Annotated in this window: 28 protein-coding genes and 1 pseudogene; 14 read left to right on the forward strand and 15 right to left on the reverse strand. The window is 57.3% G+C overall.

Annotation, left to right across the window (positions count from 1 at the left end; all coding sequences use genetic code 11):
• The first annotated feature begins 32 nt into the window (after positions 1-32).
• Together gshB and X735_RS136895 are read left to right on the forward strand one after the other, a co-directional pair.
• Entirely contained in the window at positions 33-974 is a 942-nt protein-coding gene (gene gshB / locus X735_RS136900; RefSeq protein ID WP_023814198.1) for a glutathione synthase, read from the forward strand.
• 182 nt (positions 975-1,156) lie between these two features.
• Positions 1,157-1,798 (forward strand): annotated as a pseudogene (locus X735_RS136895) (magnesium chelatase domain-containing protein); the annotation flags it as partial.
• Positions 1,799-1,970: 172 nt separating this feature from the next.
• Here X735_RS136895 and X735_RS136890 read toward each other — a convergent pair.
• A complete protein-coding gene (locus X735_RS136890; protein ID WP_023814200.1) occupies positions 1,971-2,477 on the reverse strand; it encodes a hypothetical protein in 507 nt (168 codons plus the stop codon).
• A 580-nt stretch (positions 2,478-3,057) separates the two neighbouring features.
• Positions 3,058-3,831 carry a hypothetical protein gene (locus X735_RS136885; protein ID WP_155930628.1) on the reverse strand — a complete coding sequence of 258 codons (774 nt, stop codon included), beginning with the start codon at positions 3,829-3,831 and terminating at the stop codon, positions 3,058-3,060.
• A 150-nt stretch (positions 3,832-3,981) separates the two neighbouring features.
• Here X735_RS136885 and X735_RS136880 point away from each other — a divergent pair, with 150 nt between their 5' ends.
• From X735_RS136880 to X735_RS136870, 4 genes are all read left to right on the forward strand, one after another.
• A complete protein-coding gene (locus X735_RS136880; protein ID WP_023814203.1) occupies positions 3,982-4,482 on the forward strand; it encodes a hypothetical protein in 501 nt (166 codons plus the stop codon).
• Between the two features lie 81 nt (positions 4,483-4,563).
• Positions 4,564-4,818, forward strand: coding sequence for a hypothetical protein (locus tag X735_RS1000000169100; protein ID WP_023814204.1), 255 nt, complete (start codon positions 4,564-4,566; stop codon positions 4,816-4,818).
• Between the two features lie 67 nt (positions 4,819-4,885).
• Positions 4,886-5,347: a hypothetical protein gene (locus X735_RS136875; protein ID WP_023814205.1), complete on the forward strand. Its 462-nt coding sequence runs from the start codon at positions 4,886-4,888 to the stop codon at positions 5,345-5,347.
• 299 nt (positions 5,348-5,646) lie between these two features.
• Complete coding sequence (locus X735_RS136870; RefSeq protein WP_031213928.1) at positions 5,647-8,013, forward strand: hypothetical protein; 2,367 nt, start codon at positions 5,647-5,649, stop codon at positions 8,011-8,013.
• Positions 8,014-8,057: 44 nt separating this feature from the next.
• On the opposite strand, the gene X735_RS136865 is transcribed toward X735_RS136870, so the two are convergent.
• The gene (locus X735_RS136865; protein WP_023814208.1) at positions 8,058-8,864 is read right to left on the reverse strand and encodes a hypothetical protein; all 807 of its coding nucleotides are present in this window, start codon (positions 8,862-8,864) and stop codon (positions 8,058-8,060) included.
• A gap of 21 nt (positions 8,865-8,885) precedes the next feature.
• Positions 8,886-9,098 carry a DUF2158 domain-containing protein gene (locus X735_RS136860; protein WP_155930629.1) on the reverse strand — a complete coding sequence of 71 codons (213 nt, stop codon included), beginning with the start codon at positions 9,096-9,098 and terminating at the stop codon, positions 8,886-8,888.
• Positions 9,099-10,479: 1,381 nt separating this feature from the next.
• Between X735_RS136860 and X735_RS1000000168330 the strand changes: the two genes are divergently transcribed.
• From X735_RS1000000168330 to X735_RS136850, 3 genes are all read left to right on the forward strand, one after another.
• The gene (locus X735_RS1000000168330; RefSeq protein WP_081735009.1) at positions 10,480-10,866 is read left to right on the forward strand and encodes a hypothetical protein; all 387 of its coding nucleotides are present in this window, start codon (positions 10,480-10,482) and stop codon (positions 10,864-10,866) included.
• Positions 10,867-10,976: 110 nt separating this feature from the next.
• Positions 10,977-11,375 (forward strand): excalibur calcium-binding domain-containing protein, encoded by a 399-nt coding sequence (locus X735_RS1000000169105; protein ID WP_031213931.1) that lies wholly within the window; start codon positions 10,977-10,979, stop codon positions 11,373-11,375.
• A gap of 534 nt (positions 11,376-11,909) precedes the next feature.
• Entirely contained in the window at positions 11,910-12,575 is a 666-nt protein-coding gene (locus X735_RS136850; RefSeq protein ID WP_023814214.1) for a hypothetical protein, read from the forward strand.
• 424 nt (positions 12,576-12,999) lie between these two features.
• Here X735_RS136850 and hxsA read toward each other — a convergent pair whose 3' ends face one another.
• From hxsA to X735_RS0135370, 4 genes are read right to left on the reverse strand one after another with little or no spacing between them, the layout of a single operon-like run.
• On the reverse strand, positions 13,000-13,533 hold the full coding sequence (gene hxsA, locus X735_RS0135365) for a His-Xaa-Ser repeat protein HxsA (protein ID WP_031213932.1): 534 nt from the start codon (positions 13,531-13,533) through the stop codon (positions 13,000-13,002).
• Positions 13,530-14,630, reverse strand: a complete 1,101-nt coding sequence (gene hxsC / locus X735_RS136845) for a His-Xaa-Ser system radical SAM maturase HxsC (RefSeq protein ID WP_023814216.1) — start codon at positions 14,628-14,630, stop codon at positions 13,530-13,532. The genes hxsA and hxsC overlap by 4 nt, the downstream gene beginning before the upstream one ends.
• The gene (gene hxsB / locus X735_RS136840) at positions 14,627-16,036 is read right to left on the reverse strand and encodes a His-Xaa-Ser system radical SAM maturase HxsB (protein WP_023814217.1); all 1,410 of its coding nucleotides are present in this window, start codon (positions 16,034-16,036) and stop codon (positions 14,627-14,629) included. Before hxsB ends, hxsC begins: the two co-directional genes overlap by 4 nt.
• Positions 16,033-16,356, reverse strand: coding sequence for a hypothetical protein (locus tag X735_RS0135370; RefSeq protein ID WP_031213933.1), 324 nt, complete (start codon positions 16,354-16,356; stop codon positions 16,033-16,035). The genes hxsB and X735_RS0135370 overlap by 4 nt, the downstream gene beginning before the upstream one ends.
• A 92-nt stretch (positions 16,357-16,448) precedes the next feature.
• Between X735_RS0135370 and X735_RS1000000169110 the strand changes: the two genes are divergently transcribed.
• Together X735_RS1000000169110 and X735_RS136835 are read left to right on the forward strand one after the other, a co-directional pair.
• Entirely contained in the window at positions 16,449-16,583 is a 135-nt protein-coding gene (locus X735_RS1000000169110; RefSeq protein WP_155930631.1) for a YHYH domain-containing protein, read from the forward strand.
• A gap of 355 nt (positions 16,584-16,938) precedes the next feature.
• Positions 16,939-17,577: a recombinase family protein gene (locus tag X735_RS136835; protein WP_023814220.1), complete on the forward strand. Its 639-nt coding sequence runs from the start codon at positions 16,939-16,941 to the stop codon at positions 17,575-17,577.
• A gap of 179 nt (positions 17,578-17,756) precedes the next feature.
• Here X735_RS136835 and X735_RS1000000168340 read toward each other — a convergent pair whose 3' ends face one another.
• From X735_RS1000000168340 to X735_RS1000000168350, 4 genes are all read right to left on the reverse strand, one after another.
• The gene (locus X735_RS1000000168340; RefSeq protein WP_081735011.1) at positions 17,757-18,566 is read right to left on the reverse strand and encodes an NYN domain-containing protein; all 810 of its coding nucleotides are present in this window, start codon (positions 18,564-18,566) and stop codon (positions 17,757-17,759) included.
• A 202-nt stretch (positions 18,567-18,768) separates the two neighbouring features.
• The gene (locus tag X735_RS1000000168345; RefSeq protein WP_196815369.1) at positions 18,769-19,599 is read right to left on the reverse strand and encodes an excalibur calcium-binding domain-containing protein; all 831 of its coding nucleotides are present in this window, start codon (positions 19,597-19,599) and stop codon (positions 18,769-18,771) included.
• A gap of 5 nt (positions 19,600-19,604) precedes the next feature.
• Entirely contained in the window at positions 19,605-19,742 is a 138-nt protein-coding gene (locus tag X735_RS1000000170455) for an excalibur calcium-binding domain-containing protein (RefSeq protein ID WP_348625606.1), read from the reverse strand.
• Positions 19,679-19,963, reverse strand: a complete 285-nt coding sequence (locus X735_RS1000000168350) for a hypothetical protein (protein ID WP_245273316.1) — start codon at positions 19,961-19,963, stop codon at positions 19,679-19,681. The genes X735_RS1000000170455 and X735_RS1000000168350 overlap by 64 nt, the downstream gene beginning before the upstream one ends.
• Before the next feature lie 305 nt (positions 19,964-20,268).
• Here X735_RS1000000168350 and X735_RS0135395 point away from each other — a divergent pair, with 305 nt between their 5' ends.
• A complete protein-coding gene (locus X735_RS0135395) occupies positions 20,269-20,469 on the forward strand; it encodes a KTSC domain-containing protein (RefSeq protein ID WP_031213938.1) in 201 nt (66 codons plus the stop codon).
• Here X735_RS0135395 and X735_RS1000000168355 read toward each other — a convergent pair.
• A complete protein-coding gene (locus X735_RS1000000168355; RefSeq protein ID WP_081735012.1) occupies positions 20,445-20,648 on the reverse strand; it encodes a hypothetical protein in 204 nt (67 codons plus the stop codon). The two genes, X735_RS0135395 and X735_RS1000000168355, sit on opposite strands and share 25 nt — an antisense overlap.
• On the reverse strand, positions 20,645-20,833 hold the full coding sequence (locus X735_RS136830; RefSeq protein WP_023814227.1) for a DUF3606 domain-containing protein: 189 nt from the start codon (positions 20,831-20,833) through the stop codon (positions 20,645-20,647). The genes X735_RS1000000168355 and X735_RS136830 overlap by 4 nt, the downstream gene beginning before the upstream one ends.
• A gap of 111 nt (positions 20,834-20,944) precedes the next feature.
• On the opposite strand from X735_RS136830, the gene X735_RS136825 reads away from it, so the two are divergent.
• Both X735_RS136825 and X735_RS136820 read left to right on the forward strand, forming a co-directional pair.
• Entirely contained in the window at positions 20,945-21,805 is an 861-nt protein-coding gene (locus tag X735_RS136825) for an RNA ligase family protein (protein WP_023814228.1), read from the forward strand.
• 86 nt (positions 21,806-21,891) lie between these two features.
• Positions 21,892-22,716 (forward strand): Ku protein, encoded by an 825-nt coding sequence (locus tag X735_RS136820; protein ID WP_023814229.1) that lies wholly within the window; start codon positions 21,892-21,894, stop codon positions 22,714-22,716.
• Here the strand turns inward: X735_RS136820 and X735_RS136815 are convergent, their stop codons facing one another.
• Positions 22,717-23,409, reverse strand: coding sequence for an SOS response-associated peptidase (locus X735_RS136815; RefSeq protein ID WP_023814230.1), 693 nt, complete (start codon positions 23,407-23,409; stop codon positions 22,717-22,719).
• Positions 23,410-23,422: the final 13 nt, after the last annotated feature.

Here is a 23,422-nt window from a genome sequence, read left to right on the forward strand (position 1 = left end):
CAGTCGTCCATCCGAGCCGCCGGAGACCCGCAATGAAGCTGAAAATCGCCGTCCAGATGGACCACATCTCCACCGTGTCGATCGCCGGCGACACCTCGTTCGCGCTGTCGCTGGAAGCGCAGCGGCGCGGCCATGAGCTGTTCCACTACACGCCGGATCGGCTGTCGCTGCGCGACGGCAAGGTGTTTGCCCGCATCGAGGAGATGCAGGTGCGCGACGAGAAGGGCAGCCACTATTCGCTGGGCGAGAAGGTGCGCACCGATCTGTCGGAAATGGATGTCGTCCTGCTGCGCCAGGATCCACCCTTCGACATGAACTACATCACCACCACGCACATCCTGGAGCGCATCCATCCGAAAACGCTCGTGGTCAACGACCCGGCCTGGGTGCGCAACAGCCCCGAAAAGATCTTCGTCACCGAATTTGCCGACCTGATGCCGGACACGCTGATCACCAAGGATCCACTCGAAGTTGCCGCCTTCCGCAAGGAGTTCGGCGACATCATCATCAAGCCGCTGTACGGCAATGGCGGCGCCGGTATCTTCCACATGCTGGAGGCCGACCGCAACCTTGCCTCGCTGCTGGAAATGTTCGGCCAGATGTTCCGCGAACCGTATATCGTGCAGCGCTATCTCAAGGACGTGCGCAAGGGCGACAAGCGCATCATCCTGATCGACGGCGAGCCGGTCGGCGCCATCAACCGGGTGCCGGCCGAACACGATTCCCGCTCCAACATGCATGTCGGCGGCCGCGCCGAAAAGACCGAACTGACGGAGCGCGAACGCGAGATCTGCGCCCGCATCGGGCCGTCGCTGAAAGAGCGCGGCTTCATCCTCGTCGGCATCGACGTCATCGGCGACTACATGACCGAGATCAACGTGACCTCGCCGACCGGCGTGCGTGAGGTCAAGCGTTTCGGCGGCGCCGACATCGCCAGCCTGTTCTGGGACGCGGTCGAGGACAAGCGCGGGTAAGCCGTTTTCATTTTGTCTTAACCATGTTCCGTTTTTGCAACCGCGCTCAATTCGGCTGCAACCCACGCGCTCATGTGTTCCCGTAATGTTCTTGATTTGACCGTGGAAGTGTGATTGGCTGCCCTAGGGGCCGTTCCTGGCCTGAACGCAGGGCTGGGGCCAGCCTGAATTGGGGTTGCACGATGGTGGCGCGGGTTCGCACGGTCGCTTTCCAGGGCATCGAGGCCGTGCCGGTCGACGTGCAGGTGATGATCGCGCCCGGCAAGGTCAACATGCACATCGTCGGCCTGGGCGACAAGGCGGTGGCCGAAAGCCGCGAGCGGGTGCAGGCCGCACTGCATGCTTCCGGCCTGTCGATGCCGTCGAAGAAGGTGACTGTCAATCTGGCGCCGGCCGACCTGCCGAAGGAAGGCAGCCACTACGACCTGCCGATCGCACTCGGCCTAATGGCCGCGCTGGGCGCCATTCCGGGCGACATGCTGGCCGGCTATGTCGTGCTTGGAGAATTGTCGCTCGACGGCACGATTGCCGCGGTCGCCGGCTCCTTGCCGGCGGCGATCGCCGCCAATGCCGAGGGCAAGGGCCTGATCTGCCCGTTCGCATGCGGGCCGGAAGCGGCCTGGGCTGGAAAGGATATCGACATTCTGGCACCGCGCAGCCTGATTGCCATCGCCAATCATTTTCGTGGCACGCAGGTGCTGTCGCGCCCCGAGGCCGGCATCCACGCCGCGGCGCTGGATTTGCCCGACCTCGCCGACATCAAGGGCCAGGAGACCGCCAAGCGGGCGCTGGAAGTCGCCGCCGCCGGTGGTCATAATCTGCTAACATTGTGGCCAATTAAACTGGCCATAGCCACTGGCAAAGAGCGGCCGTTAAACGCCGCGTGACGCTCGGCGCAGCGCTTACCAGGGCGACACCGACCCGGTCTATTCCGGGGGCTCGGGACGCGCTACAGCTTGGCGTACCGTCGCCGGCCGACCTTCTTCGGGGGGTGGGTTAGTTGCCGGAATGCTGGATCGCGTCCACAGCGATGAGCTTCAAGTCGCCGATGCACTGGTCTTCGGAGCGGTGTGCTTTCTTGCAGTAGTACATGTATCCTTCCTCCGGGAGGCCGCAAGAGTTCTCGACCAACGCGGCTGCGGCATCGCCGCCCAGAACCGTGATTTGATGCAGCTTGCCGCCGACATGGAACGCAGCGGCACGGTAGCATGCGCCGACGTTCGTAGCGTTCTTCATCAGGCTGTCCATCGTCCTATCCAGCGCGGCCGGGTTGGCGTGCGCTGTCGGCGCCGTGGGGGCGGGCTTCGCGGCAGCACTGTCGTCGTCGTCTGACGGGACCGGCGTGTTGCAGTCTTCGAAGTCACTTTCGGCCGTGAGAATGCACAAGTTGAAGAGTTTGCGCATCCGCGCCGAAACTACATTTCGTTGATCGCATGCCTTGATCGTTTCCGGATCGTCGCCTGAGCCGCCACGGCACAGTTCGTCCAGATGGCGGTAGGACATTCCCAGCGCGGCCGGGCTGCGTCCTGCGCGTGCGCCGTGGCGCCGGCAAAAAGGAGCGCCGCTGCTGCTGCGAGGGCATACTTTTTCATGATCTGATCTCAGGTGGTGGTGTGGGGGGTCTTAGGGCTGCAACCAACCAAACCGGTTACTAGTGGGCAATGACAGATGGGATTCAGCCAGAAGCAAATTACCGTGAGTTCGATCTGCAAATGGCCAGTATGAAGGCGGCGGCATTCCCGCAGAGGTGCACGCGCCGCATTGATGTCGGCTGCAGTTCCGTCGTCTGAATACCTGCTTTTCGAACGGCGAGCGAGAATTGCCGACCAACGAACAGCGCTGATCTGAGGATCAATCCGAGGGAACCAGACCATACGCCCTTGTCAGGTTGGGCGTTTTCCGGCGAGAATTGGCAGATGAAAGCCTATGCTGAGGGCAACACGGTCGGCACCGATGGCGAGCGCTTCAAGCGGAATACCTAGAAATAAATCTAGCAGTTCCAATCGCTTAATTCGAAATCGCCGCAGACGGGAACTGGCGCTCCGTTTGCACGCCGTTTCGTTAGCTCCAAACGAGGAACCTTTCAATAGGGCTTTCGGGGCCCGCCGTTAGCATCGCCTGGCATCATAAACCTCGACCACACATCAGTGCTAGATATGTGGAGACGAGCCGCAATTGCAAGCAATTCGTGGAGCCTCTCATACGAGGCGTTCGGTTTCACCTCCTGCCTGTAGGGCATAAAGCCCTTGTCCCGGACCTTCTCCAAAACGATGGGGAACAGTACGGGATGGATCGACCGTTCGTTGCGATCGGTGTAGTCCATTGCGACGCTGACTCCCGTCATAACGCTGACCGCCTGGCCGTCCTGGATCCGGCAGTCCCACAGATTGTCTAGGGCATAAAGGCTACTCCAACCCCTGACGGCGCCACGGAGGAACAGAAAGTTTCCGGCGGGCTTGTAGACGATGAATTCGCGAAGTGATCCGTTGTCGATCTGTGCGACAACCTTCGCCACATTCAAATTCTTGTCCCATTCAAATTGGGCCCTGAAGACTTCTATACGATTCTCATCAGCAGAATTAGGCCGATACAAGTCGTAAAATCCATAGTAGTCGACAAAATCGTCCTTGAGATAAATCCCGGTTTCTTCTTTGGATCTGATCAGGGAATTGTCCGAGAGAAACGCAGAAATCTTCTGAAATTCGACATCTGAAATGCCAATGCCAATCGCGGCGCGGCGCCAAGTTCGATACTCAACACCAGCCTCTTCTAAGCGCAAGCCAATCTGACCTCGATTCGATCCAGAGTATTTTTCAATCCGATATGCCAACTCTTTCCTATCCGCCTCTGTGGTCATGAGCGTCTTCCTCCCGGCCATCTGACAGGGCTGTCAGAACGCTGACAGCCAAAGGGTTACCAAAGCCCACGAAGAGCGGCGATGATCCGGCAGCTCTCAGAGCAAGCCGCACGGTCAGGTCAAGACCGTTGAAATCGAAAGGAGCATCAAATGACCGCTAAATCTATTGCAGTTGCTGCGTATGCTATCTCGGCAGCTCTGTTCGCCGCAAGCCTGGAGCCGGCGCACGCAGACTGGTGGAGCAAGCACATCGCCCCCGTAGGCAAGGGAATCAACAAGACGTTCAATTCCATTGTGAAGAACCCGGGGGAGATCCTTCCCGTCTGTTGGGGACACCCCCAGGATTGCCGAGCGGAAAACATGCCGGGAGATGCAAAGACCCCGCCCGTCAAGCCTTCGGACCGCGCGACCTCGATCTGCGTCCAGCCCGACGGTCAGGGCGGCGCCATCGCCTGGTTCTATCCTATCCGGCCTGCACAGTATCAGCAGAACGCCCCCGTCACCGTGACCAATCTGCAGCAGTGCCAGGAGCGCACGATCTCAGGTCCCGTCATGCCGGCCAACATGCTCACCATTGCTCCGACGGGCTGGACGGAGAGCGTTTTCTCCAACGGAACGACGTTCTGGATGCTGCGCGGACGCATCCTCTGACCAGCCAAGCATCCTGGCCCGCGCACTGCGCGGGCCAGGGTAAGACACCCTCTTCTAACTCGAAATCATCAGGAGAACACAATGCGTTATTTCATGCTCGCCTTCGGCGTCATGGTCGGGCTCCCTGTCATTCCGGCCTCGGCTCAGAACTATACCGATAGCCCCCCGGCTCATGGGCAATACATTTCGCCCTGCCAGGACGGCAACAGCTGCAATACGATGAACGTCGGCTCGCTTGGCGGCAAACCGGGGCTGAACCCGGTGCCCGGCGGCTACCCCGGGATCCCGTCCACGGCCGCTCCCCCGCCGCCCCCTCCGCAGGATGACAGCCCCTGAAAACACCCCGGCCTTGCCGTACGATCGCGGCAGGGCCGGCCCCCCATCCAATCATGGGAGTCTTGTTATGTCCCGCGCGCTTATTTTTGAACGCGATACCGCTCCCTGGCTTACGGCGTTGCTTGATGCCTCGAGCTTTCCCGGTGAAGGAGAATGGGAGGGAAGCTTCAAAGGGTATACTCATGGGGGCGCGCCCTTTGATTTTCGGCTCCGCATGTGTCTGCGCATTGGGGCAGACGTCATTGAGGGTGACGGCAAGGGCATTGATTTTCCCCGTCAAGACAGGGAGCCTCGGAGCTTCGCTCTGACGGGATCCGTCTTCGCGAGGACTGTCGAATTCGAACTCTATTTCGACGCGAGCTACCTGCGAAACACCGCGCTTTTGTGCGAGGGCGTACTGTCGCTCGACCGCCAGGAAATTACCGGAGCGTGGCATCTGCCATGCTTCTCTGGCTGCGGATGCAAAACCGCAGCTTTCGGCAACTATGAACTGCGCCGTGTTTCCCGTGGAGTCTCTTCTGGTTCCTAAACAGCAGCGCCTTCGTCGATGCTGACGGCATTGTCGGGATGGACTTTTGCCCACCCAACCTATTTGTGCATTGTTCGGTCACCGTTTGGCTGCCGGACCAAAAAGGTGTCCGTGAAGGACAAGCTGGGCGGTTTCAGCGGCAAGATTGATTGGGCGGCTCTTTGCCGACCGCATCATCTTCAGCCGTTCGGCCGGCGGGCGCATCTTTGCACAAACCCTCTTTAGGTAACAAACGAATCGGATAAGGGTCGCCGGCCCTGCCTCGCTGCCACTGCGGCTCATCCCTTCTGTCTAAGTGCATGCCTGAAATTTGGAATCCGGAACTGTTGGTCCGAAAACTGTCGGACTTTTGTCGAGTACGCGTCGCACCGGTGTTGCCGCCTCATGAGGTGGAGCGAGTGCGAGCCTACATGGTAGGTCTAATCACGACCGCCCAACGTCCACCAACCCGAAGCCGGGGGTATGATTGGGACGTGATCGCCCTTCAATGTGACATCTCTCATGAACATATCCGCGCGGCGAGAAAGGCAATTGAGCCCGGCCTTGATGCGATCTCACGAGCACTGAAGAATGCCCCAAAGCGGGAAAGGAGCCCGGCCGCGTTGCCCTGTAAGGCAATGGTTCAACTGGACGTCCAGCCCTCGTATAGGCCGCCAAAGGCGAAGCAGGTAGCAACTCAGCTTACGCCAGTCACTGCTTCCCCATACCCTCAACGGCGGCACTTGGGCCAGAAGCCAGGGGTGAAACCTCGCGAGATCGACGAGTTTCCGACGCCGCTATTTTCGGAGTGGTTGGACCCGCAAGCTTTCCAGGAAGCACTGGAACTTCATATGCGACGTCATGGTGACAGCTATTGGCACTTGCATCGTGCGGTGGTGAAGGAAGGCGAGACGCTCGATCACTCCACTATCCGCCACTGGCTTTCAGGAACCAAGGTGCCTCGCAGCGTAACAAGCTTCGAGCTTCTCGGTCGGATTGAACGTAGGTATCGCCTCCCAGAGGGATACTTCAAAGGGAAGCTGCCGCACCGCGCACACTCAGCGACCGGGCATATGCTCGACGATATCGGTCCGGCTGAACGCAGACGTCTGGCATGGCATCTTCCCGACGATTTCAACTCGCGCCCAACTGTCGAACAGGAAGAAATCTTGGAATGGGTGCGTCGCGTGATCATCTCGGGCTCAACCGACTATCGACGCTTTCAGGCGGCGGCTATCAAGCAGCGTTATGCAATACGATTTCCAAGCGTATCTTATGGCCAAACCGATCTAGCCGATCGCGATGACACTGAAGACTTCCAGGTTCGCGAGTCGGGCGAGGGGTCCTTCACAGATCCAGACTTGTTCTCGGGTGTGATCGATGCGCCGCCTACGCTGGCAATGGAAATGGCCGAGCTTATCCGCTTCAAGACGTCAACGCTTACGGCGTTTGGCCTTCAGCGGCAGGGCGTTTGGGGCGAGGAAACCACGTCGCAGAAGATCGAGCACCTCGGTTTGATGTTTGGTGCCCTAGCTGCACACCCGAAAGGACCCGTTCGGGGCTGCGGCGTTCCTTTTCAGCACCTATCATTCGGGATGCTGGTGTTTCCGTCAGTTTGGGACTGGTACGTGCAATGGCGCGAGCGGCGACGCGGTTTCTACACTTCCTGGGAAGTAGACATGTTGCGTATCTCGCTCGCCCTGACCAGGAAGGATACCGGTTGGCTGCGGCAACACCAAAACCTTGCAACGAGGGTTCGACCCGTGCCCGGTTTGATTTCACAAATTGATATCGATCGCGCCAAGGCGGATTGGGACGATGCCTGTGATGTCTATTTTAAACATGCGACGTTCCGGGTGAAAGAAATCCAGCGCGTTGCCCGCGTCCATCGCGACCCGTTTGAACCCATCATGCCGGTGCTCGAAGCCGAAAGCCCGGTCGGCTCATATCGCAAAATCACCGAAGAAATCCTTCGTATGATGCCAGATGAACGCTTCTATCGTCGAGCCGCAGCCGAGGCAGTTCGATCTTTTCTGATGTTGCGATTGGGACTTCACCTGGGTCTTCGGCAAAAGAATCTACGGCAATTGATGGTTTGTGCACCTGGTCATTTGCCGCGCTCTGAACGCCAGCTAGCTGATTTGAAGCGCGGAGAAATCCGCTGGAGCGAGCGAGACGGGGGCTGGGAGGTCCTCATTCCCTCGGTAGCGTTCAAGAACGCCAACTCATCCTTTTTCGGGAGCAAGCCGTTTCGGCTTGTCCTGCCAAATCTTGGCGGGCTCTACGAGCAGATCGAGGCCTATGTTGGCCGTCACCGCCGTGCTTTGCTCGCCGATGCCGGCGATCCAGGAACCTTCTTCGTCAAGACGGTGAAGGCGACAAGCAAGGACGCAGCCTACGACCAAACTACTTTCTACGAGGCGTGGCGACTGATTATCCAGCGTTACGGAATCTACAATCCCTACACCCGGCGCGGCGCTATTCCAGGCCTCTTGCCTCATGGGCCCCACAACGTCCGCGACGTGCTTGCGACCCACATCCTCAAGCAGACTGGGTCCTACGAGCAGGCGAGCTACGCGATTCAGGACACTCCCGATATGGTGGCTAAACACTATGGCCGCTTCTTGCCCCAAGACAAAGCTGCCTTGGCAGCGAGGATACTGAACCAAGTGTGGGAAGCTGCATGAACTGGCGGGGTGGCTAATTAAGCGACCGATGATGTTCCTGAGGGTCATTCCTTAAACTCTATCTTGGCTACGATTTCGGTCATAGCGTAGTGAACGAACTGCTTTCCAAGATCTGTGAGTTCATACGGCTCGATCTCATCAAATGCCGACTTGGCCGTACGGGCTGCTTGTCCTGGTCGAGACCTCCCGGCAGGCTGTTTCCTAAGGAAGTTTCCGGCATAGTCCGTCTGACGGACTTGCCGGATGACGCCGCCTGTGCTGAGGTCACGGACTAACATTTTAAACAAATCGGCCTCAGCTGAGTCCTCTCTAACGTCAGGCTTTTCGAGGTTGTCCCAGATGCCGCCGCGCGTGACGCCGGGATTTCGATAAATTTCACCGATTACTTCAAAGTGGAAATCCGAATAAAGGTTTATCCAGTCGATAAATAGCCGCACCACGTCATCGGACGTTGTCTTAGCGGCAGCTGCGTTTGCTAGAATGTTACGGATTCGCTGACGTTTATATTCCGTATCGATTGATGACCAGTTACGAAACGCCTTCTTCATGAGCGACTGATACTCTGGGGATTCTATCCGCTCCTTGACCTTCTCGTCATTCATATCGAGCCGAGCAACGATCTCGGCAATCGTCTTTCCCTTTTCACGAAGCTCGTCCTCAAGCATCTGTAGCCATTGCTTCAGAATGTTGGTGACTTGCTCCTGCTCTTGTTCAGACCAGTAGCCGACACCAGCAGAGATCAAGCCTCCGACGAAAGGAATTGAGCCCGCAAGAGCATTTATCGCTGCTCGAGCAGCCTTCTTCTTGCCGTCCGGCTCCAGTTCATCCTTGTCAATCCTGTCGATTTCCATCGAAGCAACGCCAAGCCCGAGCTATATGCGCGTCGATCTGCCAGACAAACCCGATGCTTCCGGCTCTTCAAATTTCTTCAACGCGACGAACGCGAACGTTTCCTGATGCCTTCTAAACCCATCAAACCATTCGCAAATAGCGTCACCAACCATACCCTTGCCGGTATAAATCATCTTTTTCCCGCCTGTGCGGTGAACTACTTCGTCGCCGACATTGAAATCATCCTCAGTCATCGTCGCCTCCATGGGCCCGAATCGCAAAGTTTAGCGTGCGCTCACGCCGCGCGCTTTGCTACCGGTAATAACAGACTCCCCCGCGATTCACAGGGTGAGGCAGGAGGCGCCATCTTTGACGTTTTTTTGTGCATGTTGCTCGACCTTTTTAGCGTATGGGCGCTTCGTCACCTTCATTTGGTGGTGTTTGATCGGTGGCCGGGGCGCCAGTATGCGATGCCTGATGAACTGGGCCAATCTGATCCCTATTATCGGCTAACTCAGTTTAAGGAGGCCGAGCTTTGCAGCTGCGGATCAAATCGGCGCTATGGCGAATGCTGCCGGCCGCATGACCTGAGACTGCCCTTTCTGTCAATTCTGCACGCCTTCAAAAGGCGTAATCTCGGTCTCGGCATCCTTGATCGAGCGCCCCCCGCCGAAATTGCAGCGTTGATCGCCCAAGGCGGACAAAAACCTCCACCTCCCATGTTAGAGGTTCACTCTACTCTGCGGGCGCATGTCGCGGACGTCAGCGGGAATCCGTAGCTCTACATCCGTAAGCGATGCACGATCGGGTCAGAGGGGGAAGCATGCCGCTCCTGACGAAATCCCCACTGCGAGGTGCCGACGACTTCCGAGCGGTCGAACCAGGTCGAGAAGTTCAGCTTCGGAAAATGCAGCACGTGGCCGCCCACCATATTTTCTCAATATCGTGGTCGCCTGGACCCTTTGCCCATGGGGTCCAGCCCTTGCATAGCCGTTGCGCCGATNCATATTTTCTCAATATCGTGGTCGCCTGGACCCTTTGCCCATGGGGTCCAGCCCTTGCATAGCCGTTGCGCCGATTCGCTGTTTCGCATCTTCAATCCACGGAATGATGGATAAAATAACGGGGTAATCAGCCGTAATGGGAAGTCTACGAACTGCCAGCAGGTGGACTTTGGCAGAATTTACCAGATTTGTTCGTCGCTCTTGCACCAAATTCAACTTTAGGAGATGCTAACTCGGCCTTGGGAGGGCTGGGGGATGAGAATAAAAGCATTTGTGGCACTTATCGCGCCTTCTTGCTCATCCCGCTATTCCTCCACCCAAGGTCAATTGCCCTAGCATCGCGAACAGTGTGGGGACAGTGGCGGGCCGGGGGGAAACGTCGAAGACTGTGCAAAACCGGGTCGGAGCGCCGGCCGNGTGCCACGGCAGCTCCAGCCGTTGCTGGTGGCGCGCCACCGACACCCTATGGGATCCAGCGCGCACCTGGCAGCTGGATCAATACGGCGCTGCTGGACTGGTCAGACGCGAATAACAAGTGCGTCGCCGGCGACAAGGCCGCGTGTGGGACTCGAGCGAAGCTTAGTGCGCAACTGAGAGCCGCCGGCATAAACCCGGCGCCGGTCTAGGGGCCATGCAGTGGAACCTGGCGATCTGCCTTGGCATCGTTCTGGCATTGAGCGGCTGCGCAGCGGATTACCTCAATCACTACGACAGCGTGACGCTCTCTGCCGGCGACGCCAATCGCGCCAATAGCCTCGCCCAGACAGTCGACCTGTTCAACCCGAGCAGTCAGAACACGCATATCGAGGGCGACGGCCAGCGAACAGCTGGGGTCATCCAGGCCTTTCGCGGAATCCCGCTGACACCGGCAGGCCAAGGTGCTCGCCAAGGTGGCGGCGGGGATACTAGCAATCATCCATGCGATCTGCGCAATGGGGTTGACAGCCTAGGCGGGGCTTGTGGTGAACGTGCCGCCGAAGCGAAACCGGGCGGCCGCACCGGACATGAGGCGAACTAGCAATGCTGCGTGGAATGCGATCACCTCGCCGGAGGCCACTTGGCGTGGTGCAAAGGCGCCTGCTCTTGGTAACGGTAGCCGCGGCTGGCGCTCTGGCTGCGCAAACGGCCATGCAACACAGCGACCACATGCCCGAGCTCAATCTGCCGAACTGGACCAGCGCGGGCCTGGCGACGATTGCCGGCGTGGCATCCGTCATCGACGGCGACACGATCGAAATCCACGGACAGCGCATCCGCTTCANGGCGAAGGTCGGGCTGTGGGTCGGAAAGTTCCAAGCGCCGTGGGAATGGCGCGCCGGGCATGGAGACAATGCCGAAGCGGCGGTGAGCCAGCCGCTCGGCATCATCAGCCGTCAACAGGTAGCGCAAAGCTACTCGTGCCAGCCGCGGCGGAAATGCTCGCAAATCAGCTCGTGCGACGAGGCTCAATGGTATCTCAGTAATTGTCCGTGGGGCGGCAAGCTCGACCGGGATGGCGACGGCCAGGCGTGCGAAACCTTATGTTAGGAACAGCGACGATGACAGCGAGACTAATCGGACTGGCTGTGGCTTTGTGCCCGCCCTTTCAGATGGTTGCGCTTGCGGCGAGAGAACCGACCGTCGTCTCCTGCAAGTTTGAGCACCTGCCTCCGATGCTGCTAACGTTCCGTGGCGGCATGGGAGCTAACGACAATACCCTGCAAGTCGGACAAAACCCGCCCGTTCCGTTAAGCGTCGGATCAAGTTTGATGGTTGCCGAAATAGGGGCACAGGAGCTGACGTTTTCCCTTCGAATGCCCACCTCTGTTTCAATAGCCGCGCCTGGNGTTTCGTTAAGCGTCGGATCAAGTTTGATGGTTGCCGAAATAGGGGCACAGGAGCTGACGTTTTCCCTTCGAATGCCCACCTCTGTTTCAATAGCCGCGCCTGGCAATGACGTCATCACATACTACGGAGACTGCATTAGCTCCCTACAACCGCGAGGATAACCGGTCGTTCCGCAGCGTGCAATAAATCGAGGCGCAGGGCCCTGTTCCAAGGGGTGGTCGGGAGACAGCAACAATGAAGATCGCACAGAGGCTTTGCCGCGCGTCTATCGCGGGAGTTGTCCTAGTGGTCATTTCGGGATGCGGACCTGACGAAACATCTGATAATGACGGGTTTTCCCTCGTGAACGAGGAAATATACGACGTTCCTGCCAAAACACAGATAGAGCAGCACGTAGTCGCCCAGGGCGTCCCCACGAAGAGCGAGCTGGAAACTGAAATCCTGAAACGCTTCCGCGCCGCCAAAAAGCGCAGCGGCTTCCGGCACCATAACTCTCCGACGAACATATACATCTATGTGTACGGCAGTGAGGAACAGGCACGAGCAGAACAAGGCCTGTGGATCGCGATGCTCGCGAAAAACTACCATGATACGTGGGAGCCACCAGTACTCATGGACGAAGGCCGCCTTGCGGCGCTGTCAAAAGCCCCGGAGGACCGCTTTGGCTTATCAGAGGATGTTCGGAAAAAGGTTTTCAAGGAAAGTGTCGGAGCAGAAAACAGAGCAAGCCGCGAGGCGATGGAGCTTATCCCGGACAGCAGACTGACGGAACAGACCAACCTTGGAAATGGGTTGATCGAGAAATACAAGGCGGAGGTGGTCGCAAGGTACGGCATCACCCAAGAACAACTTAGCAAGGTACAGGTCGAAGGGATCACCAAAGGGTGGCTAAGGCAGTGATCCTGTGAAGCGAGGATATTGGAAGTAGGTAGCCGTTGCGTGCGCCTCGGTCCTTGCACTGGTTTAAGGTAAGGACCTCAAGGATCTGACTGGTCGGCCTTCGAAGGACCAAGAACGCAATGCCATTCGGTTTGAATGCAGGCGATTGCGGGGGACGAGCATGATGCAACTCCTTGGCTGACCTCGCATATGCTGCACCCGTCATTGAATTGCTGACAGGCGGGATTTTCCTGTATCTTCTCGACAAGAGTTCCTGCTGCCTGAGCCGTGGAAGTCACGATCGTTAAAACGACTGCGGCTACGATTCGCGTGCTCATCATTTGTCCTTCTTACGGCACTTCTTTGCGCTCTCTGGTTCGGTCCAGCCTGATGTCAATGCATCCACCCGGGCTGCACGGCCCAGGGTGGGGCGGGCTCCGAGCAGTCACTGAGCGACGACGCGCAGCGCGTTTAACGTTTCGGGTGTAATCGTTCCCGTGACCTTAAGGTTGTAATCAGACTGTAGCTTGGTCAAGCCGGTTCTCATCTCAGGATTCATCGTGCCGTCCAACTCCCCCGTGTAGTAGCCGTATGCCAGCATCGCGAACTGGACCTGAAGGACGATTTCCTTGAACTTGTTGGCGTTACCGGGAAGCGTCGTCAGAGGCGCTGACACAGGCGGTTTTGTTGCCGGTGGTTGATATGCAGGTGCCTGTGGCTGATAGGTTGGCGCGGAATACACGGGCGCCCTACGCAGATAAATTGTGCCTCCTGATGATGATCGGTGGCTGCTGTGAGAACGATGGCTGCTATGCGATCGATGGCCGGCCAATGTGAATTTGTGATCGAGCTTGAAAATGTCGAATAGCGACTTTGACTTACCTCCTTCACCGGGGGGTACAAGCGGCATCGCGATACTTTCAACCGGCATGAACCCGGCAGCGATCAAGGAGGGAATCGTGAATATTCGTCTCTTCATGCGACACCGAACCTTCCATACCCGTGTGCTTTTGGATGCCATTCGAAGAAGCCGCCACACTCGGTTCGAAGATCGCAATCGGCACAATCTGCGACGTAAGCTCGTTTCCAATCTGAGATCGTCGACGGCGCGAATACTCGATAATCAGCCGGAACAGTGCACAGCGGAAAATTGTAGAGCTTGGTATTGATGCCGCGGCTGACGGCGAAATCTAGTGCCTTGCCAACCAAATCGAAACCCAGGGAACTGTCGAAAAACAGCGAGCCCCAGTTTTGTCGGCCATAGCCGATATTTTCGAGCTGCATGATTGCCCATGTGTCGGTGAACGGCAGGGTGACCGCCACGAACTTAGCCAAATCTAGCAGACCGGGTGCGTTTGGCTTCATCAGAACCGTCCGCAGCTCGATTCTTGCTCCTGCCTCGCAAAGGACGGAAAGGTTTTTCCTTACCTGCTCGAAGGCTCCTTGCTTTCCCACGATCTGATCGTGGATGGCGCCAGCGCTCGAGTAGACGGGAACCCCCCACAGGATCCGGCTCAAATCCAAATCGCGAAGCTCCGCGAGATCGGCGCGTCCAAAATGCTGGGCGTTGGTCAGGATGTGAAAGTCGATGTCGTGCCGCCGCGCCATGGTCTCCCGCAAGAAGTCGAAGAGCTCCGACTTGAATAGTGTCGGCTCTCCGCCGGAAAGGCCTATCGTTGAATTCTCCGGCGCCAAAAGCACGGCCGTCTCGAAAAAAGGAAACATGTTGACGTGCTGCTTCTTCGGTGGCTGCGAGCACATCACGCACAGCTGATCACAACGTTCGGTTATCAAAAGCGTGTTGTGGGGAGAGCTGGCCCGAATTAGCCGATGGGCAGTCTTTCGCGATGGCACGACAAACACGATATCGCCATCCAACTCGGATGGATCTACTCCAAAAACGCGGAGATTGCCGGTCGCGCCGGCAAAAAGTGCAGTTTCTCCGTCTGCGGTTTCCAACGCGGCATCGAGAAAGCCGCAGTTATCTGGTGGCTGAGGCATTCCTTCGAACGAGCGCAACCGAACCACATATGGATCGATAGCGTCGGTATCGACCTTGAGCCGGAGCGGGATCACGCGTGCACAGGGATCATGTGATCTCCCCACGACGGTACGCGAGCCCATTTAGCCACCGATTTCCGAGCCGCCTCATCGCTTCGACGGATGACTTCAACGATCTTGTCGAAGATGGACATGTGTCGTCGGCAGAACCAGGTATCGGTGCGAGCCAGGTCTATTCGCCCGTTCCTCGATAAATCATCCACAACGTCTGTCCCGCAGAACGGTTGATAGGCGCAGTGAATGCAGTCTGGGTCGAAATTGTTGAACGACGCATGGTTGAGCAACTGGACCTTCGCCTGGTCGATGCCTGCCGCAACGCTACCAATCGATAGATCGACACGTCCTATGCGCGAGAGCATCCGAGCTTCGTCCGTCGGGTAAAACTGCCCGTCGTGATCGATGACGATGTAGTCCGAAGCGAAGAAGTTGGGATTGCGCAAGTCGACATGATCGTCGGCACCCGATCGGAGAAACCTTCGTAAGCACTGGCTAAAATAATATTCCTCGACGAATCCACCGGTACGGTGGTTCCGTTCAATCAAGTAGTCGATAAAGCCGGAATGAAGCGTATTCCATTTAGCTATCGAACTCGGATGGCTTCCCCGGCGACGGGCGAACCCTTGATGATTTATCGGCCTGAGATAGATCGAGTGTACCCCATACCGCTCGAAATTGCCGACTAGCTCCCCGAAGTCTGGCGGCTCGTCAACATCGATCGTCGGAAGTGCGGATACCTTACCCGGCCCAAGGCGCTTCACTGCCTCGGCAAGGTTTTTGTAGAACGTATCGGTTGCCAGGTCATCGTGGGTGCGCTGGCGCTGGTGGGTGTCTTGATCTCCATCGAGCGACGTGCTGACGAAGGTATCCTCTTGGTCAAGGAAGGCCCATTCGCGATTGCCCAAGCGTTGCAGATTCGTACAGACGACAAACTGGCTGCCCGGAAACCTCGTGCGGACGAACGAGCGAACCTTTTCAAGCAAATCAATCCGCAGCAAAGGCTCGCCACCTTGAAACTCGACTTTGATCTGCGGACCCTTCATCGCTTCTATAAAACCAAGCGTCGCGTTCAGCGTTGCTTCGGTCCAGTCGAAACCTCGTGCTGTTTCTGGCGCCCGTGAAACCTGGCAATAGCCGCAACTCAAATTGCAGCGCAGTGTCGGAACAAGGATAACGTAGGAAAGCTCCTGTTGGCTTGCCTGCCGCTGTGCCCATCGATAGGCAAACGCTGTCCAGTCGGGATCGCCTTCCCGACCGAATGCATGACCGTTTCCGCGAAGAAACTCCTGATCGACTAGCGACAATTCGCCGGCAGCATACCGTTCGAGAAACGGTTGTCTGCTGAGGAAGAAGCCGCCGGTATCATCGGTGAGCAGAAATTCTCCATCGCCACACTCGCGAAACTTAAGTGGCCAGACCGTCATTTTGCAGTAACCGCATCGATAAGAGCTTGCCGAAGCGGCAGTGTCTCAGCGTAGATTTTCTCTCGATAAACCGCATGCAGCACGTTCTTCCGCAAGTCGTCTAAATGGTCGGCAGGAAGAGCGGCGACCTCAATGCCATTGGGCGCAACCTGAAAGCGCAGTGCCGGATACTGAATTTGAACGCGAAGCAATGCACCTTCCACGAAACGTCGAAAGCTCTGTGGAATGTCGATTGTAGCTTTCTCTAGGACGCAATTACCCACCGTTTGAACTCCTCCCGGCCTGGCTGCCAATATACTGGAATTTTTTTCCTTGAACACCGAACTGTACCCGGTTTCCGCAATGCCACGGATGACTACCTTGCACTGCGCTTTTGACCGTGCTTTATTGCCAGAATTACTTGGGAGGGGATATGAAAAAAGCAATTGTGGCTGCTTTGGCGGCTTTGACGATGGCGCTTCCTAACAACGCTTATGCACATAGCGGCGGCACGGACAGCAATGGGTGCCACACCAATCACAAGAACGGTGAGTATCATTGTCACTGACCAAAAGCCGGCCCTGGTGCGCGGCGATCATCTCAGACCGCTTAGGATGATCTTCGCAATGCTTGGGGTGGCTTTTACGGGCATCACTGTCGCAGCATGCGGGCAAGATAGTGCCATTGCCGATTGCACTCAGCGAGGGATCAGTTACTTCAAGGAAATTGAATCTTGGCCGAACCTGAGCGATGGCCGGGATGCTGCCACATTGGCTGCTGAGCGGTGCCAATGGACGCTGACAGCTTTTCTATAAGCTCGATGTGAGTGCTTTTCCTCCAGGAACCTTGAATCTAGTTGTTTCAAACCGCATTCAGGGGGAGTCCTTAAAACATAAACCAGCGTTTATGTTTGACGAGGCTCCATGAAATATGTCGGCTACTACAGGGTTTCCACCAAGAAGCAGTCTCGGTCAGGGCTCGGTCTAGACGCTCAGCAGCAGATGGTCCGGCAATTTGCGGAGGCGAATGGGTTGCTGGTCGCAGAGTTCGTTGAGGTGGAATCGGGTCGGAACGATCAGAGATTTGAACTGGCAAAAGCGATGAACGCCGCGAAAAAGGCTGGAGCATCGCTGTTGATCGCCCGCCTCGATCGCTTCTCACGTCGTGTCAGCTTCATCGCGTCGATGATGGACAAGGGCGTTCAGCTACTTGTCGCCGAAATGCCTCATGCAACCGACTTTCAGTTGCATATTTTTGCTGCTTTGGCACAGGAAGAGCGACGGCTGATATCCGAGCGAACCAAGGCTGCTTTGGCGCAGGCCAAACGGAGAGGAACTGTGCTTGGAAAGAATGGGAGCGCGCTGGCGGCAGCCAACAAAGCGAGAGCGGTGGACTTTGCGAACCAAGTTCGCCATATGCTGCCCAACACTTGGCAATTGATGTCTTATTCAGGCTTGGCGAAGCACCTGAACGAGGCGGGTCTCGTCACCATCAATGGCAATCGCTTTTACGCCCAGACCGCCAAGAACCTCGCTGGCGTGCTCTTCAGCAATCCGATCTGAATGCTTTGAACCTCCCTCCGAAGGCAGAGGTCACAGGTTCGAATCCTGTCGGACGCGCCAATAAAATCAACAGCTTGACCATTTCTTGGACAGCTTGGATGGGCTTCCCCACACAGCCGTCCCACACAATGGCACCTTTTCATCGAGATCACACGATGGGGAAGATTTGCAGAGCTTTGTCAAATAATGTCGTCATCATCGTCAGGTAAAGCCCAAGCCGCTTCGGCGGGTTCGGCCGCCTCGATAGTCGCTCTCCTAGGTCTCTTGCCTAGAGCCGGCGTAGCCGCAATTTTTGCGGGAGCCGCCAGCGGCATTGGAGGCGTGCGGACCCCATCTGTGTGCTCGTGCAAATGTGCATGAACCGCTTGTCCCAGCGGATCTAGAATAATGTCTATTCCCTCGCGGCGGGCCATTTTGGCGGCTGGGACGAAATCACTGTCGCCGACGACAAGGACGATCTGGTCGACTAGTCCCTTATACGCGAGTGCCGCAACATCTAGGCCGAGCCTCATGTCGACGCCCTTCTGAATGGTATCTAGCTCGAAATCCTCGTCGCCCAGTTCCGTATTTTCGTCCTTTAAGACGGCCGCCAAAGTAGACGCCTTAAGGCGCCATGACGAAGTATCGAGAAGGTGGCCAAGTCTTAACGCAACCTTCCGTTTTTTCCGTAATTCGTCATGGAGCGCATTTCGGAAAACGGCCTGCTCACTTTTGGCGAAATCTATAGCTTTCTTGGTAACGGGATAATGCATCTTCTTGGAAAATGGCGGGCAGTCGTAGTAAAATATCCTATATAATTCGAAGCTTTCAAAAATATGCCGGCCGGTCTCGTCGCGGCCAGTTTTTTGATGACGATGCCGTATAGCGTGAGCATGAATGAGGCGTGCAACCACCTTTGGATTGGTATGATCAATCCCCGGAAATTGATGCTTGAGGCGTCTTAAAAAGAAGCCGCCATCGACAAGCACAGCCAACCGGTTTCGGTTCATTCTAGGGCTCTTATGCGAAGCCCCTGGGCTCGGCTTCCCATCTATGATCAGCTTTCGCTGAGGGGGAAGCGTACTGCCAGGGGCGTTTCAGCGGTAGAGCTACCGCACCCGTTTAAAATCGTCAAGAGATGGAATTGTTCCCGCGCGTCAGCGCTAAACGGAACAGGTAGATGGTAAAGAAAGCCCCTCTTTTCAAGTGGATTCAACATAAAGTCTCGCAAGCGACGCCGTTGCCATCGCGGTCCAGCTTGACACCCCATGGACAGTTGCTGAGATACCATTGGGCCTCGTCGCACGAGCTGATTTGCGAGCATTTGCGCCGCGGTTGGCAGGAATAGCTTTGCGCTACCTGTTCACTGCTGATGATGCCTAGGGCTTGGCTCACCGCCGGCCGGGCATTGTCTCCACGCCCAGCGCGCCAATCCCAAGGAGCTTGGAACTTTCCGACCCACAGCCCGACTTTCGTCGCCTCTGCCTTCGCCTGCTGCTCGGCATACGCACCATGGCTGAATTTTGGCCAGTCGAGCGCATGGCCGTGTTCGACCATCCAGGCGGCCGCACTGGCGCCGTCTGCGCGCCGACAGTCGCCCACGAAGCGGTTGTGGCGGTCCCACGCGACAAAGGTGCATGTAACCGGCCTCGAGGCGGCCAAGAACCCGTCGAGCGCTGCCGCGGCCTTCGCGCCGCACCGGTAGCGAACGCCCTTGGCGTCGTCACATTGCTGGGCTGCCTCGGGGGCGTCGATGCCGTTGAAGCGGATGCGCTGCCCGTGGACCTCAATCGTGTCGCCATCGATAACCGAAGTGACGCCGGTGATCGCCTCCGGCCTCGGCGCGATCCAGTCAGACACGTGAAGGTCAGGGGTGTTTTCGCTGCGCTGTAGGATGAACTGCGTGGCATAGGCGGCCATCGTCGCCAGCGTCACGAAGACCAAGCGCTTGGGAACGCCCGCCAGAAAGCGCGCACGTGCCCGCTGCGCACCACGCTGCTTGCGCCATTGGTCTGAACGATTGTCGTACCGGGGCTTGTCCAACTATTTTACTCGCAGCCTACGCCGTCGTGATCACCGTCAAGCCGGTTTGTGTCAGCGCCAGTGATTTGCACAGGACCGGCTACAACTGGATTGTTTCCTTCGCCGCCTGCGCAATCCAAGTCGGCGCCGCCGGCCGACGCCACGCGCCGATACGCATTGAAGGCGGCCACCGCGCGGGCGCCGTCGCCATCAATGTGGGTGTTGTTGCTGTTTGGGTTGGAGGATCGACGGTCTGCAGAAGCACGTTGGTGTGGTTCGCATCGCCGGCCGCGAGCGTCACCCAATCATAGTTGTTCAAATAGTCGGCCGCGCAACCCGAAACTAGTATCGCCAACAAAGTAGAAAAACCCGAACGCCAATGCATGTAGGCATCCCCCGACACCAACCCGACCATGCACTGTTTATGCTTTGTTGTCGAATCCGCTGATTGGCGCGAGATTTCGCCCTAACATCAACTTCAATCTATGTCGATCCTCGGCTGGCGTAGCCTCCATCTTTCAACAGAAAGGCTGCCGCAGGAGCACAGGAACGGAACCTTTTTGCAGCATCGAAGTTTGGGAGGCGCTCGGTTTCCCTCACCGAGCAGAACACCGGACGGGCCCGTCGCTGCTTTCTCAGTGGCGGGCCCATATCCGTCCGCTGACTTAGGCCGACAAAGCCTGGTGCACCATGCCCTCGACTTCGATACGCAAGTTCGACTATGACCCGAACAATAGGGTTCTCTCAGTCTGGTTTGTAGCCAGCGGTAAGCACTATGAGTTCTTGGACGTACCGGTTGAGACATTTACCGCGTTCAAAGCCGCCTTTGCCAAGGGCCGCTATTTCAACGTTCACGTCCGCAATCGCTATCCATTCCGGCTCGTGACATAGAGCTCCAGTTCCAACGGCTCGTGTTTGGGCTGATCGTGCCAAGCCACCTGGCGGAAGTCACGCATGTCGAGTCGCTGGCCGCATACCGGGCAAATCATGAAATTCTCCTGCTCCTCGCCAGGCTCGCCGCCGTGCTGCTTGCCGGGGATTGGCGGGCCAAGGTCTGACAGCCTGGTCATCTACTGCCCAGCGCTTTTGCTTCTCGTTCCAGCGTCTCACGGTCGTTGCCGTGCTTTTCGATGAGTTCCCGCACTTCGGGGATCGTAAGCTGAAACTTGCTGGCGAAATAACCAACCTCATATTCTTCGTCGCCTGATACCCGGTCACGGTCGCGGAAATCACGCTTGCTCTTGTCGTCTCCCATTGGTGTTCCTCCTAGTGGTTGTTGATCCGCAACGCGCACCGGGCCGCATTGTTCATCCTTTCTGGAACTATTTTAGCTAAAGCTGATTGAATCGCGGGTGTGGGTCAGTTCATGCGTTTGAAGTTCATCAAGCCGATGGAGCCGGAGCTTGTCGACAACCCGCCAGAGGGTGACGACTGGATCCACGAAATAAAGTTCGACGGCTACCGCACGCAGCTCATCAAGGACGAAGACGGCATCCGCGTGCTGACCAGGCGAGGGTACGACTGGACTGCACGCTACCAGATCCTTGCCGACCAAGCTTCGGCGATCGAGGCTGACGACTTCATCATCGAAGGCGAGGCCATTGTGGTCGACGCGGCTGGACGTTCCGATTTTCATGCATTGCAGTCTGCTGTCAGCAGCAGCGAGCCATCGCAGGATTATTATCTCGTTGCGTTCGATCTACTGCACTTGAACGGCCACGACCTCCGCAACATGCCGCTCGAGGACCGTCGTGACATCCTGGAGGGAATGATTGAAGCCGGCAGCCGCATCCAATTCAGCGAGGCGATGCCCGGCACGGGTGACGCCGTTTACTACGTCGCGGACCAGGCTGGACAGGAAGGCATCGTCTCGAAGCGCCGGGACAGTCTCTATCGCAGCGGCCCGACGGTGAACTGGCGCAAGATCAAGTGCTACGATGAAAAGGAGATGGACATCATCGGCGTTCAGCGTGATCCGGGCCAGGCGGCAAGGGTTCTTNTGGCTGACAACGGCCGCTATCTCGGCACCGCCAACGTCAATTTCAAATTCGACAAACGCAAGCGCCTCTGGGACCGCGTGCAGGGAAAGGTCGGCGGCCCAACGCCGAGGGGCTTGAAGAAGGACAAGGCCGAATGGATCAAGCCGGGCCTGGTCGGCCGGGTCAAATTCCTGAAGGGCGAAGAGAAACTACGCCACGCGAAGCTGCTGGACTATCGTGAGGAATGACTAACGCTGGAGACGAGGGCTCCCCTGCGGAACAGAACCGTGTGCCTGGCGTTGTGCGGAACATCGGCACGTCTAGGAGAAACGGCATGGTGGCGCCACGCGCGGTCTGGAAGGGCTTTCTGAGGGTTGGTTCCGTGTCATGCGGGGTGAAGATAGTTGGTGCCACAAGCGAGGCATCCAAGATCCACTTCAAGATTTTGAACCGCAAAGACGGTTTACCCGTCAAGAGCGCTTATGTCGATGAAGAGACCGGCGATGTTGTCGAAGCCGAGGATCAGATTAAAGGCTACGAAGCGGACAAGGACGATTTCATCCACGTCGAGCCGGACGAGATCAAGAAACTGAAACTGACGTCGCAGCATACACTTGACGTTGATTCCTTCGTTCCGGTTGCCGAGATAGACACACGTTTTTTGGAGAAACCATACTACTTGATCCCGGCAGACGGTGCCTCCCTGGAGGCCTTTGCCGTCCTGCGCGATGCGATGGCGAAGAAGCGCGTCGCGGCACGCTCCTGCGTCGTACTCTATCAGCGCGGGCGCGAAGTGTTGATACAGCCGCTTGAAAAAGGGATGCTGCTGACCGAGTTGCGCACCCACAATGAGATGACGTCGGAAGACACCGTCTTCGACGATGTGAAAAGCCCGAAATACGATGCGGATTTGCTCGAAATCGCGGGGCTCCTTATCGACAAAAAGGTGACGAAGTTCGATCCTTCGAAATTCGAGGACACCTACGAGGATGCGTTGATTGCCATGATCGACGCCAAGCGCAAGGGCAAAAAGCCTCCGAAACCGGCGCCGAAACCCAAAGAGAACGTGGTCGACCTGGCCTCGGTTCTTCGAAAGAGCCTCGCCAACGAAGGCATCAACCAGGACCGGCCAAAGGCGAAGGGCCGCAAATCAGCATAGTTAGAGAGGATTGATAGGCCCGACCAAGGCGGGATGGTCATTGGGCTGCTTGTTGATTAGCGTCGAGTTGACGTCGCGACCGACGCGATTGAACTGCAGTTGACCGTCGATGTCGTGGCTGAGAATGTCTTTCAAGTCGTCCTTGGGTGTCGTCGGATCCAGCCACGCGTCGTAATAGCCTTGGTCGAGAATGATCGGCTGTCGATCGTGCAAGGTCTTCATCGGCTCGCCGGCCGGCTCGGTGATGATGGTGCAACTGGTGATGTCGAGGTTGGAGTTGTAGGCCCACAGGCCGGCAAACGAGAACGGCGCGTGTCCGGGCAGATAGATATGCCAAGGGTCCTTCTTGCCGTCGGCCGGCGAGATCGTCCATTCGTAGAAGCCATCCGCAGGGATCAGACAGCGCTTCGACTTGAATGCGTCACGGAATGCCGGGGCTGCATCGACGCCTTCAATCCTGGCGTTGAACATCGCCGCCTTGGGCATCTCTTTCGCCCAGAACGGCACGAGCCACCAGCGGCCTTCGCGGAGCTTGTGATTGCCGTCCTCGCCTGCGGTGACGAAGGGGACTTCCTCAGTCGGTGCGATGTTATAGCGAGGGGCGTCGTTGCGCCCGGTCTCAGCCGGCGCCGTTAGCCGATAGAGCCGATGGATTTCCGACCAGGTCAAGTATCTGGTGTAGCGGCCGCACATGCTTTGCCCCCTA

Source organism: Mesorhizobium sp. L2C084A000 (assembly GCF_000502875.1).
Taxonomy (GTDB): domain Bacteria; phylum Pseudomonadota; class Alphaproteobacteria; order Rhizobiales; family Rhizobiaceae; genus Mesorhizobium.

Bases quoted from the DNA above. Each gene is read 5' to 3' on its own strand.
- gshB (WP_023814198.1), top strand. From the start codon at position 33: ATGAAGCTGAAAATCGCCGTCCAGATGGACCACATCTCCACCGTGTCG.
- X735_RS136890 (WP_023814200.1), bottom strand. From the start codon at position 2,477: ATGTCCTACCGCCATCTGGACGAACTGTGCCGTGGCGGCTCAGGCGAC.
- X735_RS136885 (WP_155930628.1), bottom strand. From the start codon at position 3,831: ATGACCACAGAGGCGGATAGGAAAGAGTTGGCATATCGGATTGAAAAA.
- X735_RS136880 (WP_023814203.1), top strand. From the start codon at position 3,982: ATGACCGCTAAATCTATTGCAGTTGCTGCGTATGCTATCTCGGCAGCT.
- X735_RS1000000169100 (WP_023814204.1), top strand. From the start codon at position 4,564: ATGCGTTATTTCATGCTCGCCTTCGGCGTCATGGTCGGGCTCCCTGTC.
- X735_RS136875 (WP_023814205.1), top strand. From the start codon at position 4,886: ATGTCCCGCGCGCTTATTTTTGAACGCGATACCGCTCCCTGGCTTACG.
- X735_RS136870 (WP_031213928.1), top strand. From the start codon at position 5,647: ATGCCTGAAATTTGGAATCCGGAACTGTTGGTCCGAAAACTGTCGGAC.
- X735_RS136865 (WP_023814208.1), bottom strand. From the start codon at position 8,864: ATGGAAATCGACAGGATTGACAAGGATGAACTGGAGCCGGACGGCAAG.
- X735_RS136860 (WP_155930629.1), bottom strand. From the start codon at position 9,098: ATGACTGAGGATGATTTCAATGTCGGCGACGAAGTAGTTCACCGCACA.
- X735_RS1000000168330 (WP_081735009.1), top strand. From the start codon at position 10,480: ATGCAGTGGAACCTGGCGATCTGCCTTGGCATCGTTCTGGCATTGAGC.
- X735_RS136850 (WP_023814214.1), top strand. From the start codon at position 11,910: ATGAAGATCGCACAGAGGCTTTGCCGCGCGTCTATCGCGGGAGTTGTC.
- hxsA (WP_031213932.1), bottom strand. From the start codon at position 13,533: ATGAAGAGACGAATATTCACGATTCCCTCCTTGATCGCTGCCGGGTTC.
- hxsB (WP_023814217.1), bottom strand. From the start codon at position 16,036: ATGACGGTCTGGCCACTTAAGTTTCGCGAGTGTGGCGATGGAGAATTT.
- X735_RS1000000169110 (WP_155930631.1), top strand. From the start codon at position 16,449: ATGAAAAAAGCAATTGTGGCTGCTTTGGCGGCTTTGACGATGGCGCTT.
- X735_RS136835 (WP_023814220.1), top strand. From the start codon at position 16,939: ATGAAATATGTCGGCTACTACAGGGTTTCCACCAAGAAGCAGTCTCGG.
- X735_RS1000000168340 (WP_081735011.1), bottom strand. From the start codon at position 18,566: ATGAACCGAAACCGGTTGGCTGTGCTTGTCGATGGCGGCTTCTTTTTA.
- X735_RS1000000168350 (WP_245273316.1), bottom strand. From the start codon at position 19,963: ATGCATTGGCGTTCGGGTTTTTCTACTTTGTTGGCGATACTAGTTTCG.
- X735_RS0135395 (WP_031213938.1), top strand. From the start codon at position 20,269: ATGCCCTCGACTTCGATACGCAAGTTCGACTATGACCCGAACAATAGG.
- X735_RS1000000168355 (WP_081735012.1), bottom strand. From the start codon at position 20,648: ATGACCAGGCTGTCAGACCTTGGCCCGCCAATCCCCGGCAAGCAGCAC.
- X735_RS136830 (WP_023814227.1), bottom strand. From the start codon at position 20,833: ATGGGAGACGACAAGAGCAAGCGTGATTTCCGCGACCGTGACCGGGTA.
- X735_RS136820 (WP_023814229.1), top strand. From the start codon at position 21,892: ATGGTGGCGCCACGCGCGGTCTGGAAGGGCTTTCTGAGGGTTGGTTCC.
- X735_RS136815 (WP_023814230.1), bottom strand. From the start codon at position 23,409: ATGTGCGGCCGCTACACCAGATACTTGACCTGGTCGGAAATCCATCGG.